The organism is Nitrospira japonica (genome assembly GCF_900169565.1).
GTDB lineage: Bacteria > Nitrospirota > Nitrospiria > Nitrospirales > Nitrospiraceae > Nitrospira_C > Nitrospira_C japonica_A.
The window spans coordinates 1993701-2011516 of sequence record NZ_LT828648.1; the positions used below are offsets into that span (position 1 = coordinate 1993701).

Consider the following 17816-nt stretch of genomic DNA (forward strand, 5'->3'; position numbering starts at 1 on the left):
TGAAGCCGACCGCCGAAGGGACGGGTGTATAGCCCGTCTTCAGGCCGTGACGAACCGGGTTCGATGCGCCGATCAGTGGCCGGATGACGAAGAGGAACTGTCCGAGTGGGAATCTCCGGCAGGTTTATCGGCCGGAGCCGGAGAAGCCGGTGGAGCGTCCTTTTTCTTCAGATCAATCACCGTGGAGGAAAACGTCTGATTCTTGGCCAGAATGGCAAGACTCAGGGACGTGATCATGAAGACGGCCGCCACCACCACCGTGAATTTGCTCAAGAAGTTGGCCGGGCCGCGACTGCCGAATACCGTCTGACTCGAGCCCCCGAAGGCCGCACCGATTTCCGCTCCCTTGCCGGATTGGAGCAAAATGGCTCCGATCATCAGGAAACAGGCAAGGACATGAATGATGATGGTCAACGTGTGCATGAGCCTCCGGAATCTAGCTGTGAGGGTTGCGGTTCGCTGCGGCGATGATCTTAGCAAACGAATCCGGATTGAGACAAGCCCCGCCGACGAGTGCGCCGTCGATGTCAGGGGACTCGAGGAATGAGGCGGCGTTCTGAGCCGTGACGCTACCGCCGTAGAGGATCCTCATCGTCGCCGCCGCGGCGTCCTTCCAACGATTGGCTACGAAGGCTCGGATCGACCGGTGCACGTCGCCGGCTTGGACGGTTGTGGCGGCTCGTCCGGTTCCAATGGCCCATACCGGTTCATAGGCGATCGTGACCGTCTTCAAATTTGCATCCGTAAGCTGATCCAGGCCGGCCGAGAGCTGCTCGTCAATGATCCGCTCCGTTTGTCCCGTCTCGCGCTCCGTCAGGGATTCGCCGACGCAAAGAATCGGTCGAAGGCCGCATGCCAGCGCCGCGCGGACTTTTTTTTGGACGTCCTCATTCCGTTCCCAGAACAGCGTGCGCCGCTCGGAGTGTCCCACGATTACGTAGCGGCATCCCAGGTCGAGCAACATGGAGCCCGAGATTTCGCCGGTGAATGCCCCCTGCTGTTCCCAGTGGAGATTCTGCGCGCCGAGCATGATCCGGGACGTCGCGCCCAGCGACGACCGGACCGATTCCAACGCCGTGAACGGCGGGGCGAGCACGACTTCCACGTCGGTTGAGGGTTCGACCAATTGCTGAAAGTCACGAACAAAGGCACGGCCTTCCGAAGCCGTCTTGTTCATCTTCCAATTGCCGACGATCAGCGGTGTTCGCACGGGGTGTCCTGAGTTTGGACGGTTCGAGCGGAACGGCCGGTTAATCTTTCCGTTCGGGAAGGGCGGTCAGGCCGGGAAGCTGTTTGCCTTCCAGCAATTCGAGCGCGGCGCCGCCACCTGTGGAAATAAAGGAGATATTTTCCGATTCGCCCGCGCGGTGTATGGCCATGGCCGTCTCGCCTCCGCCTACGATTGTCAGCGCATAGGCGTCGGCAACGGCATGAGCGACCGAGAGGGTACCCCTGGCATAGGCATCGATCTCGAATACGCCCATCGGTCCGTTCCAAAGGATGGTCTTGGCGTTTTGAACCGCCTCCCGGAACAGTTTGACCGACGCGGGACCGATGTCGAGGGCATACCACCCCTTGGGGATTTCCTGGACCGGTACGATCTTCGTTTCGGCGCCGGGCTCGCGGCTGGCCGCCACGACGCAATCCACCGGCAGGTAGAACTTGACGCCGCGCGAGAAGGCATGATCTTCGATGCCTTTGGCGAAGTCCAGCATGTCGTTTTCGACCAATGAGTTTCCGATCTCCAGCCCTTTGGCCTTGAGGAACGTGAAGGCCATACCGCCGCCGATGATGACCTTGTCCACGCGCTTCCCGAGATTTTCGATGACGCCGATTTTGCCAGACACTTTGGCGCCGCCGAGAATGGCGACAAACGGACGGACGGGATTGGCCACGGCGCCTTCCAGGTACTCGATTTCCTTTTTCAGGAGGAAGCCGGCCGCAGAAGCGGGAATGAATTTCGTAATGCCGACCGTGGAGGCATGGGCCCGGTGGGCGGCGCCGAACGCGTCGTTGATATACACGTCGCCCAATGCCGCCAGCGCCTTGGAAAAACTTTCGTCGTTCTTTTCTTCGCCCTCATGAAAGCGGAGATTCTCCAAGAGCATGACGTCGCCGGGGCTCATTTTCGCGACGAGTCCCTCGACCGCGGGCCCGACGCAGTCCGGCGCAAAAATAACGTTCTTTCCCAGAAGCCGGCCCAGGCGTTTGGCGATCGGCGCCAGGCTGTATTTGGGGTCGAACCGGCTTTTGGGACGACCCAGATGCGAACACAAAATGACTTTCCCGCCGTCGTCGACGACACGATTAATGGTGGGAAGCGTCGAACGGATACGGGTGTCGTCGGTGATCTGTAGCGAATCGTCGAGCGGAACGTTGAAGTCCGCACGGATGATCACTCGCTTGCCGGCCAGCGTCAGGTCGTCAATCGTTTGCTTGTGCAGGTTCATGGACGGTTCGCCACGGTGATCTGCAACCATACGGGAGAACAGGGACCGAACGGAATCAACCTACGGACATCATCGGCTCTTGGTCTTTGCCACAATCACTTTGATCAAGTCCCTGACCCGGCAGGAATATCCCCATTCGTTGTCATACCAGGCTGTTACTTTCACCAGCCGTTTGTCGATGACGGCGGTCAGCGGGGCGTCGACGGTTGCGGAGTGATCGTCACCCTTCTGATCGATCGAGACGATGGGAGCCTCGGAATACTCGAGAATGCCTTTCAGCGGACCGCTCGCGGCCTTGCGGTAGGCTTCGTTGACCGACGCGACGTCGCAATCCTTTTCGGTTTCCACGGTCAAATCGACCAGCGAGACGTTGGGAGTCGGCACGCGGATGGCGAGTCCGTCCATCTTCCCTTTGAGCTGCGGGATGACCAAATGGAGCGCCTTGGCCGCACCGGTGCTCGTCGGGATCATCGACATGCCGGCGGCTCGCGCGCGGCGGAGGTCCTTGTGCGGCAGATCCAGCAGTTGTTGATCGTTGGTATAGGAGTGGATCGTGGTCATGATGCCGTGCTTGATGCCGAAGTTCTCCAGAAGCACTTTTGCCACGGGAGCCAGGCAGTTGGTCGTGCAGGACGCGTTCGATACGATGAGGTGCGACGCCGGATCGAAGGTATTGTCATTGACACCGAGCACGATCGTCACGTCGGGATCCTTGGCCGGCGCCGAGATGATGACGCGTTTGGCTCCGGCGGACAGATGTTTCCCGGCGCTCTCCCGGTCGGTAAACCGTCCCGTCGATTCGATGACGACGTCGATATTCAAATCCTTCCAGGGAAGCTCCTTGGGATCCTTGACCGCCAGGACTTTCGTCGCTTTTCCGTCGACGAGAATCTGGTCGTCTTTTGCCTCCACGGTCCCCTTCAGCGTCCCGTGCACCGAATCGTATTTCAGAAGGTACGCCAAGGTCTTGGCGTCCGTCAGGTCATTGATCGCCACAAATTCCAACTCAGGGTCTCCGAGCGAGGCCCGCAGGACGTTTCTTCCTATTCTGCCGAATCCATTGATACCGACTCTGATAGCCATAGCGAGGTGGTCCTTCAAGAAAAATAGGCCGGTGAAAAGTACCGGCCTGGTGGGCCCGATAGTATCGATGGCGTCCCGATTTTGTCAAGTTATACCAAAGGGGCAAACCCGCGTCGATACGGTCGTTTCGGAGGAAAAACCGGGGGAATTTACGTGTATATCAGAGCCGGTTCCCGGCATGACTTGCGCCCGTATCCTGGCCGTAGGTAGAGTTCGCCCGTGACGAACATGCCGGGGCGATCCAATTTTTCCGAGCTTACGACTCGAGCGCTCGAATGGAGGGTTCTCCTGGAGGCCCTCGCCGCGCATGCCCGTTCCGCAATGGGGATCGCCCGGTGTCGCGCTCTCGTATTGACGACGGATATCCACGCGGCCCGGAGGCGGCAACAGGAAACGTGGGAGATGGCGAGGCTGCAGGACAGTCTCGATCCCATGCCCGCGCTCTCTTTCCCCGACGTCCGTGAGCCACTGTCCCGCGCAAGCAAAGGCGCGGCGTTGGACACGCATGAACTGCGCGATCATGCGGTGGTTCTCTCACTATGGTCCGAGGTGCTCCGGTATGTGCGGCGACATGGAGTGGAGGCGCCCGCATTGGCCTCCGCCGCCGCGGCGCTGGAGAGCTTTCCAGAATTGACAAGCATCATTGCCGCTTTGGAGGAAGCGATTCATATCGACGGCTCGATGAAGGAGTCCGCGTCACCCGGCCTGCTTCGGCTGACGCATCAGGCCAACGATCTGAAACAGCGGATCCGGCATCGGCTCGACGACCTCCTTCATTCTCGATCCTATGAGGAAATCCTGCAGGAGCCGTATTTCGATCAACGCGAGGGACGCTATGTGTTGCCGGTCAAAGCCGGTCTGCAGGGGCGCGTTTCGGGAATCGTGCATGATGTCTCGTCCAGCGGGGCAACGGTATTTTTCGAGCCGCGCGAGTTGGTGGAATTGAACAATGCCATCAAGCTTGCCGAACTCGAAATCGATCGGGAGGCGAGAAGGATCCTCAGGGAACTGTCCGGTCTGATTGCTGCGCAAGCGGAACGAATCGGAGCCGGCCTCGAGGTGCTGGCCGAATTGGATGAGATCGCCGCACGCGCGTTATTCGGCCGCCGCTTGGGGGCCCAGCCCGTCTCATTGAATTCCAATGGGTTGATTCGACTCAAAGGGGCCAAGCATCCGTTGCTGGTTCTGTCGAGGGATCAGGTGATCGCCAACGACATTGTGTTGGACGACACGGTCAACGTGCTGATCATTTCGGGTCCGAACACGGGCGGGAAAACGGTCACGCTCAAGATTCTCGGTCTATTTGCCTTGATGGTCCAGGCGGGATTGCTGCTCCCTTGCGAGGCGGAGTCCGACATGGCGGTCTTTTCAGCCGTCTACGCGGACATCGGGGATGCGCAGGACTTGGCACGCGATCTATCGAGCTTTTCCGCCCACATGACGCAAATGATCGATTTGTTGCGGGAGGCGGAACGGGACGGTGACTCAGGATCCGGGCGGCGTACCGGGTCGGCGCTGGTGTTGTTCGATGAACCGGTCACTTCGACGGATCCGGCCGAAGGGGCTGCCTTGGCAGAGGCGCTCCTGTGTCGCCTTGCGGCACTGGGGATGAAAGTTGTGGCTACGACGCATTATCGGTCTCTGAAGACTTTGGCACAGACCAGGGCGGGATTTACCAATGCCAGTGTGGGGTTCGACTTGGCCACGCTCTCGCCGACCTATCAGCTGTTCCTCGGCGTTCCTGGCGGATCCTCGGCCCTCGAGATCGCCGGCCGATTGGGTATGGACCAAGCCGTGCTGGACGAGGCCAGGCAAAAGTTGGGACTGGAAGACCGGGCGCTCGAACGGCTGTTGAGCGATCTGCACGGCAAGCAGCGACAATTGGCGGATGATCTCGCTCGAGCCGCCGAGTTACGGGCTCAAGCGGAGGAGGCCGCCCGGTTGGCCAAAGGAGAGCTGGCCCGATTGGAATCCGCCGAGCGGGAGGCGAAGAAGAGCATCAGGAAAAAGCTGCAAGACCAGTTCAGCCGCGCGAGAGCCGAGGTACAGGCGACGGTCGACGAGGCGAAACGAGAGCAGAAGTTTACAACGGCGCAAGCGGCAAAACGACGGCTTGCCGAACTGGAGGAACAGTCGCGGGACGCTCTGGAGCCCGAGCGGGTTCGAGTCCCGGTCGAACGGCTGAAGGTGGGTGATCTGGTCGAGATCGGAGGACTCAACACGATCGGCACGCTGCTCGAAGTTCCGCTCGGCAAAAAGCGCGTGCGCGTGAAGGTCGGAGAGGGGGAGGTGTCCGCTCTGTGTTCCGGGTTGTTCGGGATCGCGCAGGAGGCCGGAGATCCAAAGGACGGATCACCTGCTCGATCGGCTTCGCCGAGGGTCTCGACGCAGCCGCGTGCCTATCATGCGGCTGAACAGAGCGTCGTCGACGTGCGGGGCAAAACGGCGGATGAGGCGCTGGAGGAAGTCGTGGCGGTCTTGGATCGAGCGGCGTTGGCGGGTGCACCTCTCGTCCGTGTGATTCACGGGCACGGGACCGGCCGTCTCAAGGCGGCGGTGAGAGACTATCTCGGCCGATCGCCCTACGTCCAAGACTTCCGATCCGGGGATCCAGCAGAAGGAGGAGACGGCGTCACGGTGGCACGACTGCGAGAATGATCGGGGAGGAGGATGTTTACCGGCTACTATTGGCGACGCGGTCAACAAAGACGATACTTGGCCATGCGATAACGCAGGGTATTTCTTGTCAGCTTGAGAAGGCGGCTGGCTTCGGAAATGTTCCCTCCCGCCTCGTGCAGCGCCTCCATCAGCATTTTCTTTTCCATGTCCTGCAGGGAAAGACCGAACGCGAGCAACGAAGGTCTGGCGTGACCGTCCGGAAGATCTGCCTTGGCGGGGGGCGTCGGGGCGCCGGAGTTCGAAAAAGATGCCGGCAGATGTTCGGGCAGGATCGTCGGACTCTTGCACGTGATCGTCAGTCCTTCCACGACGTTGTGCAGTTCCCGAACGTTGCCGGGCCAATCGTGCCGGCGCAGCCACTCGATGGCTGCGGGACTGAAATCCGGAACGCGGCGACCGCGGTCGCGACGAATCGTGTCCAGGAAGTGTCGCACCAGCGGTTCGATGTCGTCGGGCCGTTCCCGCAAGGGCGGAATCCTCAACTGATACACGTTTAACCGGTAATACAGATCCAGACGAAACTTTCCCGCTTTGATGTGTGCGGGAAGGTCCTCGTTGGTCGCGGCGACGACTCGAATGTCGACCGGAATGTCGCGCGTATCACCTAGCGGGCTGATCACGTGGTCCTCGAGAACCCGCAGGAGCTTGGCTTGAGCCATGGGGCTGACTTCGCCGATTTCATCCAGAAACACCGTCCCTCCCTCGGCGGCTTGAAACCGTCCGAGCTTGGGTTGTTTGGCATCGGTGAAGGCTCCCCGCTGGTATCCGAACAGTTCCGATTCCATAAGGTGCTCGGGGATTCCCGCGCAATTCAATGCGACGAACGGTCCCTTGGCTCGCGGGCTCGCGGCGTGGATGGCATGAGCGAACAGTTCCTTGCCTGTTCCGCTTTCGCCGGTGATCAAAACGGTCGCGTCGGTCGCGGCGACTTCCGCTGCCAGATGCTTGACCAGGCGCATCTGTGAAGACACGCTGATGATCCGATCGAAACCCGACGAGCCAGCCGCGGACGCTTGGTCGGCACCGGCCGCGATCTGCATTCGAAGAAGGGTTGTCCGGACATCGGATGTCGTCAACGGGTTGACCAGATAGTCGGCCGCTCCCGATCGCAAGGCGTCCACCGCGGCCCGTGCCGAATCCTCGACGCCCACGACCACGACCGGAATGGAGGGGGCGAGGCTTCGAAACTGCGGAAGGATAGAGTTCAAAGGCCGGCTCTGTCGGTGCTCGTCGAAGATGACGCAGTCGAAATCAGTCCGTTCCCCGAGTACGCGAAGGCCTTCCTCTGGCGTGGGAGCGAACTGCAGGATCAGAGGCAGGTCCGAAACGGACTTCTCGAGGGTTGTCTTCGTCGAAGGATCGCTCGAAATGACGAGAAGCAAAGGAGGCATGAAGCACCGCTGTTGTGTTCGACAGCCGTTGCGCCGCCTTTCTTCAGCCTACTCCTATTCGGCGGGGGATAAAAGGGGGGAGTTCTTCGTATGGCGGGTCTCGTTGTGTTGCGCGATGGTCACGTTACGCAGCAATCCGTCCCTCTTCGTCCGGCGGATCGGGCTGTCACGAAACCGTTCCGTGAAGGTCTCATCGGTCAGTTCGGCCAATTCCGACAGGCGAGGCGCCAGAGAAAGGGGTGCGGGTGAAAATGCCGTAACCGCTTTCTCTTCCGCTTGCAGATTGTACGGACAGACATCGAGGCAGTCATCGCACCCGAAAATATGGTTCCCCATTTGTTGCCGGATCTCGTGTTCGATCATGTCTGCGGCTCCCCGGAATTCGATGGTGAGGTAAGAAATGCAGCGCCGCGCATCGACGACATACGGCTCGACGATCGCCCCGGTCGGACAGGCCTGGATGCAGAGACGACAGTTGCCACAGAGGTCGGTAGCGGGTTCGTCGGGCGTGAGTTCCAGCGTGGTCAGTACTTCCCCGAGCAGCAGCCAGGAGCCGTATTGTGCCGACACCAGATTGGAGTGTTTGCCGATCCATCCCAAGCCGGCCTGCTGAGCCCAGGCCTTTTCCATGACCGGGCCGGTATCGACGTACGTGCGGGTCGCGGCCGTGGGCGCCAAGGCTTTGATCCGGTTCTCCAGCAGGGTCAGGCGGTCTCCGAGCGTGCGATGATAATCTCGTCCCCATGCGTAGCGGGCGATGCGCCCGAACCCTGGTCCTTCGGTCGCCCGATGTCCCGTGTCGTAATTCAGACCCACGGACACGATGGAGCGGCAGTTGGGCAAGACCACGGTGGGGTCGGCCCGGCGAGATGGATCCCGCGCCAGCCAGGCCATTGTCCCGTGATAGCGGCGAGCCAGCCACTCCTCCAGCCGATCGAGCAGGGTTGTCGAATGGGATTGAGCGACCGAAGAGATTCCGACCGCGTCAAAGCCCAGAGCGATCGCTTCCTGCCGGATCACCGCCGAGAGCGACATGGTTAACGTGGTGTGCAGTCAAATCGAACGATGAATTGGACGGAACAATGTTCGGTGCCGCAGCGTCCGCAGGTGCCGGTGATCTTGGTTTTCCAGTCGGTCTGTTTCTCCTGGAACTGACACGTCATTTTCCCACCCTTGGAAATCGTCGTCCAGGGCTTGGTCGTCCCGGGGATCCGGGCGACGAGGCAGCCGGCCGGTATCGGAACTTGGCAATGTTGGGAAGCTTCTCCCTTGGCCATCCCGAAGCTGCAGGACTGCTCTGTTGTGGCGGTAAAATCCGAGGGACTTTGAGCCGCGGCAGGGGGAGCGGGCCAAGCCCACAGCAGAATCAGTGCGTAACTCAACAACCGGTAAGAGGAGTGCATCCCGGCGAATGGTAGCACAGCCTCCGAGCTTGCGGCTACGGACGACTCTGCGTAGAATCTCGCCCGGGCACCCGTTGAATCCCAACGGTGCGCCGCATGGATCCGCACTCAGGCGCATCTCCGTGCCGCCATTCGCCGTCGGAAACACATTCCAGGGCGGCGGGTGCGAGTGCTGGTCACCGCGTCCGTTCGAGTGAAGGATCGGACGCGTCACCTATGCGGGACGACAGACAACCTTGAGGGAGGAACCATGCTGGCTACGCGGATTCGTCAGAAGGAAGGCATGTTTTACTTCATCGGGTACAACGCGGCCGATCTGCTTGCGAAGGTGCAGTTCACCAGCCGTTATTATTTCGAAGGCGAGGAACTCTCGGAGGCAAGACTTTCCGAACACGACGACGTGGCGCAATTCATTGCCGGGATCGAGCGGAGCGAAAAAGGCTTCCAACGCTTGTTGAATCGACAGAAGATCAAACAGATCGTGAATTTTTATGAAACGGTGGTGGCGCAGCCGATGATTCCGGGAACGGTCCTGCTCTTCACCGATGAAACGCTCCGGTTTCAGCGGGCCGGCGAACATGAATCCATCGGCCATCTGAGCGAGCCGAGGGGGAAGTATCTGATCATTGACGGACAGCATCGGCTTGCCGGGCTTCACTTTTTCCAGCAACGCCATCCGGATCAGATCGACAAGGTGGAGGTTCCCTGTGTGCTCTTCGACGGCAGAACCGCGGAATTCGCCACCGAGATGTTCGTCATCATCAACAGCACGCACACGCGGATCAACCGATCTCACCTCGTGGATCTCTATGAGAAGGTGTCATGGGAAAGTCCCGAAAAAAAATTCTCCGCCAAGGTCGTCAATTTGCTCTACGGGGAATCGGACTCTCCGCTGCAGTACAAGATCAACCGATTGGGCGGGCGGAGCAAACAGGAAAAGTGGATCCTGCAGTCGGAAATTTTCAATGAATTGCTCAAAGTGGTGACGGCCCACAAGCGATGGATCGAATCCCATTTAGGAATGAAGCCCGAGCGCTGTTATGCGTTGGTGCGGGACTATCTCAAGGGCGTCAAAGACGTCATGCAGGACGTGTGGGGACAGAACGAGCGGTACATGTTTACCCGCGACGTCACGCTGAAGGCGCTCATCCGGGTGCTCGACGACATCGTCGTCGACCGGAAGCTGATCAATGACTGGGAGTCAGAGCGGTCGGCCAAGCCGTTCGCCGATCTCGTCAGGCCGTGGGCGGCGCTGGGAAAAGAATTCCGGGCCGAGGGATTTTATGAGCGGTTTCCGGCAAAGGGCCAACTGGAGCGCGTGCGAAAGATTCACCAACGGCTTCTGGATGCGATCATCGGGTAGTCGTCGCCTCGCGCTGGTTTCGACCCTTCTGGCGTCGACGTGCGCGATTGTCGGGGGCGAGATGGCCGTTCCGTCTGCCGCCGCCTCGACGGATTCCGACGAGCTACAAGTCAGAACTGAACCGGGTGGCGGCGTCCGGGCGACGGCGAAAGTCGTCTTCGACGCCAAACCAGGCGTCGTGTTCGCCGTGCTGACGGATTATGCGCACTGGCCGGAGTTGTTCGAGGTGCGCATGACACTCGCCGATCTCAAGGTTCAAGACGGAATTGCCCGGATCGATTTGCGCATCGAGCACGCCCTGCTGCCCGGAGAGCGCCGCCTGGTGACGGATTCACGAGCGGCCACGGATCGCAGTATTGTGACCGACCTCGTGGAGGGGGATTTCAAACGGTATCATCGCGTATGGACTTTGCACGCCGCGGACGGCGGTGTCCGCACGCTCGCCGAATTTGAGCTCCTTGTCGCAATCGACTCAATGGTGCCGGACTGGCTGGTGGCCATCGCCATGCGACGAGAGTTGGAGTCGCACTTTCGAATCGTCAAGAAGAAGGTGTTGGAGCCTGTCGGAGCGGAAAAGTGAATTCCGACGGTTCCGCGGCGTCCACGCCTTGTTTGACGAGTCCGCCGGTATCGAAACTTCGTTCGATTCTTCGGATATCGTCGATCCTGGTTCGTGTGCTGGGATGCGGCGGAGTAAAGAGAGAACAACAGTCCTCATCCGGCTCGATCGAGGTCGTGAACGTGCCGATGTGCTCCGCCTGGCGTGTAATCTCCGTTTTGTCCATTCCGATCAGCGGGCGCAAGATCGGAACTTCCGCCGCCTCCTCGATGACCGTCAGATTTTCCGGCGTTTGAGAAGCGACCTGTCCCAGGCTGTCTCCGGTCACGAGTCCCCAGCACTTCTCCCGTTGAGCCAGTTCGCCGGCGATTCGGACCATGAGACGGCGATAGAGAACCACCCGATAGGGCGCGGGCGCTTGAGCCACGATTTCGCGTTGGATCGTGCCGAATGGGACGACGTACAGTTTCGAGCGGTATTGATAGGCGGTCAGTATCTGGACCAACTCTCGGACCTTTTCTTCTGAAGCACGGCTCACCAGCGGGCGGCCGGAGAAATGGACGAACACGGCGTTGCAGCCACGTTTCATCATGCGGTAGGCCGCGACAGGGGAGTCGATGCCGCCGGAGATGAGGCACGCCACGGTACCGCTGACGCCCACGGGCATGCCTCCGGGACCTTCGATCTTGTCCAAAGAGAAGTAGGCCTCCTTGGTCAACAGATGGATATAGACCGTCAAGTCGGGATTCTTGAGCCGGACCTTCTTGCCGGTGACCTGGTGGACGTGGGCTCCGACCGCTCGTTCCACATCCATGGACGTCAGAACCAAACGCTTGTCGGCGCGTCTCGCCGTCACCCGAAAACTTTCGAACGGATCATTATGATGGAGGAGCGCTTTGCCGATTCTACCGGCCAGGCCATCCAGATTCGGGTTTGCCAGATTCAACTCCACCGCCTCCGCCAGCGAAAAATTGGCGATGCCGAAGACGCGTCGCAGGCGATCGGCCACCTGTAGATGGTTTGCGTCAGTTGGAAGGACGATACGGATCCGGCTGCGAAGACTTTCGACGCGTGTGATGCGAAGGTCGCGAAGCGAGGAGCGGATGTTCTGAATCAACCGCCGTTCGAAGAAGTCGCGATTGCGGCCCTTCAGCGCCAGTTCGTGGTAGTGGATGATGACATGTTTCATGGGAGGCATCGTCCGTGAGCGGTTCGATAGGCTTGCCGCGTGTCCGTCTGCGGCGCGGGCGGCCGCGTCACGTACCCAGTGTTTCCAGGTGGCGTTCGGCGTCGATGGCGGCCATACACCCGGAACCGGCGGCCGTCACGGCCTGCCGGTAAACCGAATCCTGCACGTCACCGGCGGCGAAGATGCCGGGGACGCTTGTGGCCGTGCCTTTCGAGGTGATGAGATACCCTTTCGGATCCATATCCAGTTGCCCGGAGAACAGCGACGTGTTGGGCCGGTGGCCGATGGCGACAAATACACCCGCGCAGGGAATTTCAGCCGAATGACCCGTGACGACGTTCTTGAGTTTGACGCCCGTCACGACCTCTGTGCCGAGGATATCCTCGACGACGGTATTCCAGATGAAGGTGATCTTGTCGTTCTTGATGGCGCGGTCTTGCATGATCTTGGATGCGCGCAGTTTGTCCCGACGGTGGACGACGGAGACCTTGGAGGCAAATTTGGTCAGGAAGAGGGCTTCTTCAAGGGCGCTGTCTCCTCCTCCGACGACCATGAGTTCCTTGCCCCGAAAGAAAAACCCATCGCAGGTGGCACAGGTGGATACGCCGTGGCCGATGAGACGGGATTCGTTCTTGATGCCCAGCTGGATAGGCGCGGCGCCGGTTGCAATGATTACTGTTCTGGCACGGAGCGACCGCTCTCCGTCCATCGTGACGGAGAATGGTCTGGTCGTGAAATCGACTGCCGTCACGTCGCCGGTCTGAAATACGGTGCCGAAGCGTTCGGCCTGCACCCGCATGTCCTTCATCAGCTCCGGCCCCATGATGCCTCGAGGAAATCCCGGGTAGTTTTCCACGTCGGTCGTCGTCGTGAGCTGGCCGCCTGACTGCCATCCTTCGATCAGCACGGGAGTCAGGTTGGCTCGTGCGGCATAGATCGCGGCGGTGAGTCCCGCGGGACCCGATCCGATAATGATGAGATCATGCATGGAGAGTCACTGTAACACAGGCAGACGGAGCGATGACAGAATGCAGGGGCCGGAGCGTTTACGCCAGTCCCAGAAGCTGGCGGTATAGCTTGCGGACTTGGGCCCGAAGGGCCGGTAGAGGCGCTGCCCCGTTGAGCACGGCGTCCGCCCGCGCCACTTTCCGGTCCATGGAAAACTGACTGTCGATCCGCCGGAGCGATTCGCTTCGCGGCAAGCCGTCCCGCGTCTTGAGGCGCGCGATTTGAGTCGAGCGCGGAGCCGTGACCACCACGATCCGGTCGACTCGTCTATCGACGCCCGCCTCGAAGAGCAGCGGGACTTCGTAGACAACGACGGCGTGACGATTGTGCTTGGCCGCTTGTCGGGTCATGCTGGCCTGCAACCGGGCCACGCGGGGATGGACGATGCGCTCGAGCTTCCGGCGTTTCCTTGGATTGCGAAATACGATGTCGCCGAGGCCCTTCCGATCAATGGTATGGTCGGACTTCAAAATCGACCGGCCGAACTCTGCGACGATCTCACGCCAGGCTGATGCTCGCGGCCGTACCACCTCGCGCGCCAGGACATCGGCGCTGATTACGACGGCTCCGCATTGCTCGAACATCCGCGCCACGGTTGATTTTCCGGTTGCGACTCCCCCGGTCAGACCCACGAGAATCATTGGGTGGAGGATAGCATGCGGCTGAAGACCCCAACAACACGCGCTGATTGACTTCTCGATGGGCGCGCCTGTAAGACCTTACCCGATGCGTATCATTGCCTTCATGATCGTATTTCTTGCCGTTGCCGGTGTCAGCTCCGCCGAGCGTTCCCCGGATACCGGTCAAGGGATCAGAACCATCGTCGTCGCACTGGATGGTTCCGGTGATTTCACCTCCATACAAGAGGCCGTCGATAGCGCCAAAAAGGGAGACACCGTCTTCTTGAAACCGGGGGCATACCGCCAGGACGTCACGGTTCACAGCAAGGAGCGGGTAAAATTGGTCGGTGCGGGAAGGGACCAGGTCGTCCTGCTTGGCCGCGAAGATATCGTCGGTGTGCTCCACGTGGGAAAGTGGCCCTACGGAGCCACCGACGTGGAAATCAGCGACATGACGATCAACGAACACGGCGGTCACGCCGTGGGCCTGTTCAATGGGCGGGGCGTCACACTCAAACGTCTGACGGTGAATGGGATGTTGTTCAGCCAGCAGGTTCAGGACGCGCGAATCGAGGATTGTACGATCGGGGGAAGTGAGACCACGGGCGTTCAGTTTGCCGATACCCAGGCTGTGCTGGTCGCGAATTTCATCCATGACAACGATCACGGAGTCAATGTCGCCGGTAAGTCGGACGTTCGCATCGAGCGAAACGTCATTACGCGGAGTCTCTTTGAGGCCGTGGTCGTGAACGATAAGGCGAAGGCCGTGGTCATCAGCAACACGCTCGTGAAGAATGGGGGCGGGGCGGCATTTCTTGGTCAATCTCAGAGTGAGGCGACCGGAAACGTGGTCGGATTGAACCGCATCGGCTTCCTGATCGCGCCGTCGAGCCGGGTGCATGCGTCGTACAATTCGTTGTATAACGCCGAACACGACTATATGCAGGCCGGCAATCCCAATCATCCGGCTCCCGAATTGAAAGCACAGTCCGACATTATGGGTGATCCGTACTTTGTTGATCCTGGACGCGACGATTTTCGCTTAAGAGGCGACACTCCCCTTCTCAGAGTCGGTACCTTTCCCTTCCTCGGCGCGCTTCCTCCGGCCTCCAAATCTTCTCAATAACCACCGGAAACGATTGGGTTATCAAACGGTTGTCGGTCGACTGTCGGAGCTGCCCTGCTCATGTGCTATGCTAAGAGTACATTGAGAGCGCCGAGAATTCTTTCTGGCGCGCGAATTGCTGTAGCAGTAGTGACGTGACGTAAGGAGCATCTCAGGACATCGGAGGACAGGTTGGCAAGTTACCGACAAGAACTTGAGCAACGATCCGGGGACGGAATTCCTTCCCTCGATGACATCGAACCCGGTAAGATCGTTGGAGCCGTCATTCCTATGTCGGAGCGTGCGCAAACGCAAATGCGTGACAGTATCGAGGTGATCGACTATCTGCTGAATCAGGAACGAGTCGTCTGGAGCTAGGCTTTTCTTCCCCTTCCAATCCGTTTACCCGCAGAAGTCCCCTTGACATGCTGGTCTTGGCTTCGTAGGCTGCCGAAGTGTCGGCCATTGTCTGATTATTTATTGCCAGAGGAGCTACCCATGGTATCCAGTGGACAGTCGATAGGTGTTCGGGGTTCACGGAATGCGGCGTTCGTGGTGTTGATGTGTAGTGTGGGTTTCTTGGGAGTTGGTCATGCAGCCGAGGAGTTGCCCAAAGAGTCGGTGTTACCGTTGGCGATGGCCAACAAGGCCGTACAGGCGGCGGTGGAAGCCTGCAAGAAGGACGGTTACAAGGTCAGTGTTTCGGTGGTGGATCGTGCCGGAGAACTTCGAGCCATGGGACGCGCAGACGGCGCCGGCCCACATACTATAGACAGCAGCAGGAAGAAGGCCTACACGGCTGCGAGTGTGCGTCGTCCCACGAGCGAGCTGGCCGACTTGATCGGAAAGGTTCCGACCTTGCAGTCGCTGCGCGATATGAACGAACACGTGCTGATCTTGGGAGGCGGACTGCCGGTCGAGATCGGCGGTGAGGTCGTGGGCGGTATCGGTGTGGGAGGCGCCCCCGGTGCGCATCTCGATGACGCGTGCGCACAGGCGGGCTTGGACGCCATTGGCGCATCCCCGAAAATTCCAGCGTCAAAGTGAGGTGTCGGGCCCGCGCGGCCGTCATCCTGTTGGCTTGGAGCCATCTCGTGGCCTGCAACAGCGATATTCCCGAGGTTGCCGTGGCTGAGGTGCCGTCGCTCGGCTTCATGCTTACGGTGACGCGGACAGCGACACATCCATTCCTCGCTCGGTACAACCTCAGCATGAAAGCCACGGCAGCCGATGGGTGTTCCGCGACCAGCGAGTTGTTTCCGGATACCGGAGGCGTCAGTCGGCGCAATGTGTATGCGGGGGGTACCGGGCGGCTGTATGTGATAGGTCAGTATGACGTTCGGGTGTTCGACAAGGATCGTTGTTCGGTCGAACTGCGAGAGTTTCGTTCGCTGGAAGATCGACTGGATTACCTGGGTACATTCGATCTCGATCGCGAACGCCGGTGGAAGTTTGTGCCGGCGACCGCCCGTCCGGAGCAGCCGTTTGAAAAGTTATAGCCGGGATCGGTCCGAACCCGATCATATCCTCGTGAGGCTAGTCTGAACCAACCGATCGTAGGTTATCACCAGGATGAACACGGGGACTGGGTGGCAGACCTTGCATGCGGGCATGGGCAACATGTACGGCATCAACCCCCGATGACGAGTCGCCCCTGGGTCTTGACGCCGGAGGGTCGAGCACAGCATCTGGGTGAAATTCTATTCTGCAAGAAATGCGAAACAGGCTGAGCTGATATGCCTGAATTTGTTTGGCGTGGGATGATTCGATGCTATTCTTCCTCTGGAGAAGCGGTCGGAACATGAAAACGAGGCGTCCGTCCGCTCCAAGGAGGGAAGATGACCACACTGACCGTGGCGGAGTCGCAGCCAGCCGGTAATCCTTCCAAACAGATTCCGCACGGAATGCAGCAGGGCTATGTTTTGTGGATCGGTGTGTTGCTCTTCCTCTACTCCGCCTTGTTTTTCACTCTTGCGTTTTTCGGTCCGCACCTGCAACCCCTCGTGACATTGTATACGGGCGGCTCTTTGGCGGACCGTCAGGAAGCGGCACTGCAGCTCCTGTCGCTCAGTGAAACGGTATGGGTGGCGGTTCCTGTCCTGTTCCTGGGGGCGGCGATCTTCAGCCTGGTACTGACCAAGCGGGTGGCCGGTCCGCTCCAGGTCCTGGAGCAGAGCATCGTCCGGTGGGCGGAGGGGGATCTGGCGACCCGCCTGAGGTTTCGACAGGTCGATCGACTCGATGCACTCGAGAAGTCGATCAACGAGGGGATACAGGCGATCGAAACCTCCTTGATGACCTTTGCGAGAGAGCAGGCACGGGCAGAAAAAGCCTTGGGCCAGGTTCGCTCGGCACTTGAAACCCATCCCGGTTCGCCGCAGAAGGCCCTGCAAGGACTCGATGAGGCGGGGGACGCCTTTGCCAAGATGCGCGAGGCACTCCGAAAGTTTCGCTTCACCCGCCGGTAGGAACGGTTTGCACTCCATGGATATCGAGAGGCGATCATTCACGGCCAGCGGAGGATTTACGCTGACGGAGTTAATGACGGTGCTGGCCATCGTGTCGCTGTTGATCGCGATAGGTGTGACGTCCTATTCCCGGTTCATCGCCAAAGCCAAGTCGGTGGAGGCGGAAATCGCGCTTTCGGAAATCCATCGTCTCGAACAGATCCACTATGCCTCGACCGGAACGTACACGGCCGATGTCGACGAATTGGGATTCAAGCCGTTTCAGCCTCTCAAGTACTATTCTTTGTCCGTCCAAGTCGCCGGTGAATCGGGGAATGGAGCCTTCCGTGCCTTGGCCGTGCCCTTGTCCGGTTCCGGAGGACAGACCTTTTCGGTCGTTCAGTATGCACCGGACAAGATTTCATCGGGCGGCGGGGCCCCTCCGTCCGGCCAAAGCAGTAATACCGATTGAGAAAACCGTCGCAAATCCAAAGGCGTCTGTCGCGCCTGAACCGGCGA

The 17816-nt window shown here is 59.7% G+C and carries 20 protein-coding genes; 10 read left to right on the top strand and 10 right to left on the bottom strand.

The window, feature by feature from the left end; genetic code table 11:
• Positions 1-72: 72 nt before the first annotated feature.
• From secG to gap, 4 genes are all read right to left on the bottom strand, one after another.
• Positions 73-423, bottom strand: coding sequence for a preprotein translocase subunit SecG (gene secG, locus NSJP_RS09585; RefSeq protein WP_080886687.1), 351 nt, complete (start codon positions 421-423; stop codon positions 73-75).
• 13 nt (positions 424-436) lie between these two features.
• Positions 437-1210: a triose-phosphate isomerase gene (gene tpiA / locus NSJP_RS09590; protein WP_080886688.1), complete on the bottom strand. Its 774-nt coding sequence runs from the start codon at positions 1208-1210 to the stop codon at positions 437-439.
• 40 nt (positions 1211-1250) lie between these two features.
• Positions 1251-2450 carry a phosphoglycerate kinase gene (locus NSJP_RS09595; RefSeq protein WP_080886689.1) on the bottom strand — a complete coding sequence of 400 codons (1200 nt, stop codon included), beginning with the start codon at positions 2448-2450 and terminating at the stop codon, positions 1251-1253.
• A 69-nt stretch (positions 2451-2519) separates the two neighbouring features.
• A complete protein-coding gene (gene gap, locus NSJP_RS09600) occupies positions 2520-3533 on the bottom strand; it encodes a type I glyceraldehyde-3-phosphate dehydrogenase (protein WP_080886690.1) in 1014 nt (337 codons plus the stop codon).
• Positions 3534-3761: 228 nt separating this feature from the next.
• Between gap and NSJP_RS09605 the strand changes: the two genes are divergently transcribed.
• Entirely contained in the window at positions 3762-6191 is a 2430-nt protein-coding gene (locus tag NSJP_RS09605) for an endonuclease MutS2 (RefSeq protein ID WP_080886691.1), read from the top strand.
• A 41-nt stretch (positions 6192-6232) separates the two neighbouring features.
• On the opposite strand, the gene NSJP_RS09610 is transcribed toward NSJP_RS09605, so the two are convergent.
• From NSJP_RS09610 to NSJP_RS19250, 3 genes are read right to left on the bottom strand one after another with little or no spacing between them, the layout of a single operon-like run.
• Positions 6233-7603: a sigma-54-dependent transcriptional regulator gene (locus tag NSJP_RS09610; RefSeq protein WP_080886692.1), complete on the bottom strand. Its 1371-nt coding sequence runs from the start codon at positions 7601-7603 to the stop codon at positions 6233-6235.
• A 54-nt stretch (positions 7604-7657) separates the two neighbouring features.
• A complete protein-coding gene (gene queG / locus NSJP_RS09615) occupies positions 7658-8638 on the bottom strand; it encodes a tRNA epoxyqueuosine(34) reductase QueG (RefSeq protein ID WP_080886693.1) in 981 nt (326 codons plus the stop codon).
• A 2-nt stretch (positions 8639-8640) separates the two neighbouring features.
• A complete protein-coding gene (locus tag NSJP_RS19250) occupies positions 8641-9024 on the bottom strand; it encodes a hypothetical protein (protein ID WP_155970041.1) in 384 nt (127 codons plus the stop codon).
• Between the two features lie 232 nt (positions 9025-9256).
• Here NSJP_RS19250 and NSJP_RS09625 point away from each other — a divergent pair, with 232 nt between their 5' ends.
• Together NSJP_RS09625 and NSJP_RS09630 are read left to right on the top strand one after the other, a co-directional pair.
• Positions 9257-10369 (top strand): DGQHR domain-containing protein, encoded by a 1113-nt coding sequence (locus NSJP_RS09625; protein ID WP_080886695.1) that lies wholly within the window; start codon positions 9257-9259, stop codon positions 10367-10369.
• A 61-nt stretch (positions 10370-10430) separates the two neighbouring features.
• On the top strand, positions 10431-10949 hold the full coding sequence (locus tag NSJP_RS09630) for an SRPBCC family protein (RefSeq protein ID WP_172834260.1): 519 nt from the start codon (positions 10431-10433) through the stop codon (positions 10947-10949).
• Here the strand turns inward: NSJP_RS09630 and thiI are convergent.
• From thiI to coaE, 3 genes are all read right to left on the bottom strand, one after another.
• Positions 10909-12117: a tRNA uracil 4-sulfurtransferase ThiI gene (thiI, locus tag NSJP_RS09635; RefSeq protein WP_172834261.1), complete on the bottom strand. Its 1209-nt coding sequence runs from the start codon at positions 12115-12117 to the stop codon at positions 10909-10911. The genes NSJP_RS09630 and thiI overlap by 41 nt on opposite strands.
• 67 nt (positions 12118-12184) lie before the next feature.
• A complete protein-coding gene (trxB, locus tag NSJP_RS09640; RefSeq protein WP_080886698.1) occupies positions 12185-13105 on the bottom strand; it encodes a thioredoxin-disulfide reductase in 921 nt (306 codons plus the stop codon).
• A gap of 58 nt (positions 13106-13163) precedes the next feature.
• Positions 13164-13766, bottom strand: coding sequence for a dephospho-CoA kinase (coaE, locus tag NSJP_RS09645; RefSeq protein ID WP_080886699.1), 603 nt, complete (start codon positions 13764-13766; stop codon positions 13164-13166).
• Positions 13767-13851: 85 nt separating this feature from the next.
• Between coaE and NSJP_RS09650 the strand changes: the two genes are divergently transcribed.
• The 7 genes from NSJP_RS09650 to NSJP_RS09680 all read left to right on the top strand — a co-directional run bounded on the left by NSJP_RS09650 (position 13852) and on the right by NSJP_RS09680 (position 17769).
• The gene (locus tag NSJP_RS09650) at positions 13852-14871 is read left to right on the top strand and encodes a right-handed parallel beta-helix repeat-containing protein (RefSeq protein ID WP_172834262.1); all 1020 of its coding nucleotides are present in this window, start codon (positions 13852-13854) and stop codon (positions 14869-14871) included.
• Positions 14872-15042: 171 nt separating this feature from the next.
• The gene (locus NSJP_RS19510; protein ID WP_080886701.1) at positions 15043-15228 is read left to right on the top strand and encodes a hypothetical protein; all 186 of its coding nucleotides are present in this window, start codon (positions 15043-15045) and stop codon (positions 15226-15228) included.
• A gap of 120 nt (positions 15229-15348) precedes the next feature.
• A complete protein-coding gene (locus NSJP_RS09660) occupies positions 15349-15897 on the top strand; it encodes a GlcG/HbpS family heme-binding protein (protein WP_080886702.1) in 549 nt (182 codons plus the stop codon).
• A 47-nt stretch (positions 15898-15944) separates the two neighbouring features.
• A complete protein-coding gene (locus tag NSJP_RS09665; protein WP_155970043.1) occupies positions 15945-16349 on the top strand; it encodes a hypothetical protein in 405 nt (134 codons plus the stop codon).
• A gap of 42 nt (positions 16350-16391) precedes the next feature.
• The gene (locus NSJP_RS20110; RefSeq protein ID WP_080886704.1) at positions 16392-16580 is read left to right on the top strand and encodes a DUF3565 domain-containing protein; all 189 of its coding nucleotides are present in this window, start codon (positions 16392-16394) and stop codon (positions 16578-16580) included.
• Between the two features lie 108 nt (positions 16581-16688).
• Entirely contained in the window at positions 16689-17318 is a 630-nt protein-coding gene (locus NSJP_RS09675; RefSeq protein ID WP_080886705.1) for a methyl-accepting chemotaxis protein, read from the top strand.
• Between the two features lie 16 nt (positions 17319-17334).
• The gene (locus NSJP_RS09680) at positions 17335-17769 is read left to right on the top strand and encodes a type IV pilin protein (RefSeq protein ID WP_172834263.1); all 435 of its coding nucleotides are present in this window, start codon (positions 17335-17337) and stop codon (positions 17767-17769) included.
• The last annotated feature ends 47 nt before the right edge of the window (positions 17770-17816 follow it).

Coding starts and splice junctions, on each gene's coding strand:
- secG (WP_080886687.1), bottom strand. CDS start 423: ATGCACACGTTGACCATCATCATTCATGTCCTTGCCTGTTTCCTGATG.
- NSJP_RS09595 (WP_080886689.1), bottom strand. CDS start 2,450: ATGAACCTGCACAAGCAAACGATTGACGACCTGACGCTGGCCGGCAAG.
- gap (WP_080886690.1), bottom strand. CDS start 3,533: ATGGCTATCAGAGTCGGTATCAATGGATTCGGCAGAATAGGAAGAAAC.
- NSJP_RS09605 (WP_080886691.1), top strand. CDS start 3,762: ATGCCGGGGCGATCCAATTTTTCCGAGCTTACGACTCGAGCGCTCGAA.
- NSJP_RS09610 (WP_080886692.1), bottom strand. CDS start 7,603: ATGCCTCCTTTGCTTCTCGTCATTTCGAGCGATCCTTCGACGAAGACA.
- queG (WP_080886693.1), bottom strand. CDS start 8,638: ATGTCGCTCTCGGCGGTGATCCGGCAGGAAGCGATCGCTCTGGGCTTT.
- NSJP_RS09625 (WP_080886695.1), top strand. CDS start 9,257: ATGCTGGCTACGCGGATTCGTCAGAAGGAAGGCATGTTTTACTTCATC.
- NSJP_RS09630 (WP_172834260.1), top strand. CDS start 10,431: ATGGCCGTTCCGTCTGCCGCCGCCTCGACGGATTCCGACGAGCTACAA.
- thiI (WP_172834261.1), bottom strand. CDS start 12,117: ATGAAACATGTCATCATCCACTACCACGAACTGGCGCTGAAGGGCCGC.
- trxB (WP_080886698.1), bottom strand. CDS start 13,105: ATGCATGATCTCATCATTATCGGATCGGGTCCCGCGGGACTCACCGCC.
- coaE (WP_080886699.1), bottom strand. CDS start 13,766: ATGATTCTCGTGGGTCTGACCGGGGGAGTCGCAACCGGAAAATCAACC.
- NSJP_RS09650 (WP_172834262.1), top strand. CDS start 13,852: ATGCGTATCATTGCCTTCATGATCGTATTTCTTGCCGTTGCCGGTGTC.
- NSJP_RS09660 (WP_080886702.1), top strand. CDS start 15,349: ATGGTATCCAGTGGACAGTCGATAGGTGTTCGGGGTTCACGGAATGCG.
- NSJP_RS09675 (WP_080886705.1), top strand. CDS start 16,689: ATGACCACACTGACCGTGGCGGAGTCGCAGCCAGCCGGTAATCCTTCC.
- NSJP_RS09680 (WP_172834263.1), top strand. CDS start 17,335: ATGGATATCGAGAGGCGATCATTCACGGCCAGCGGAGGATTTACGCTG.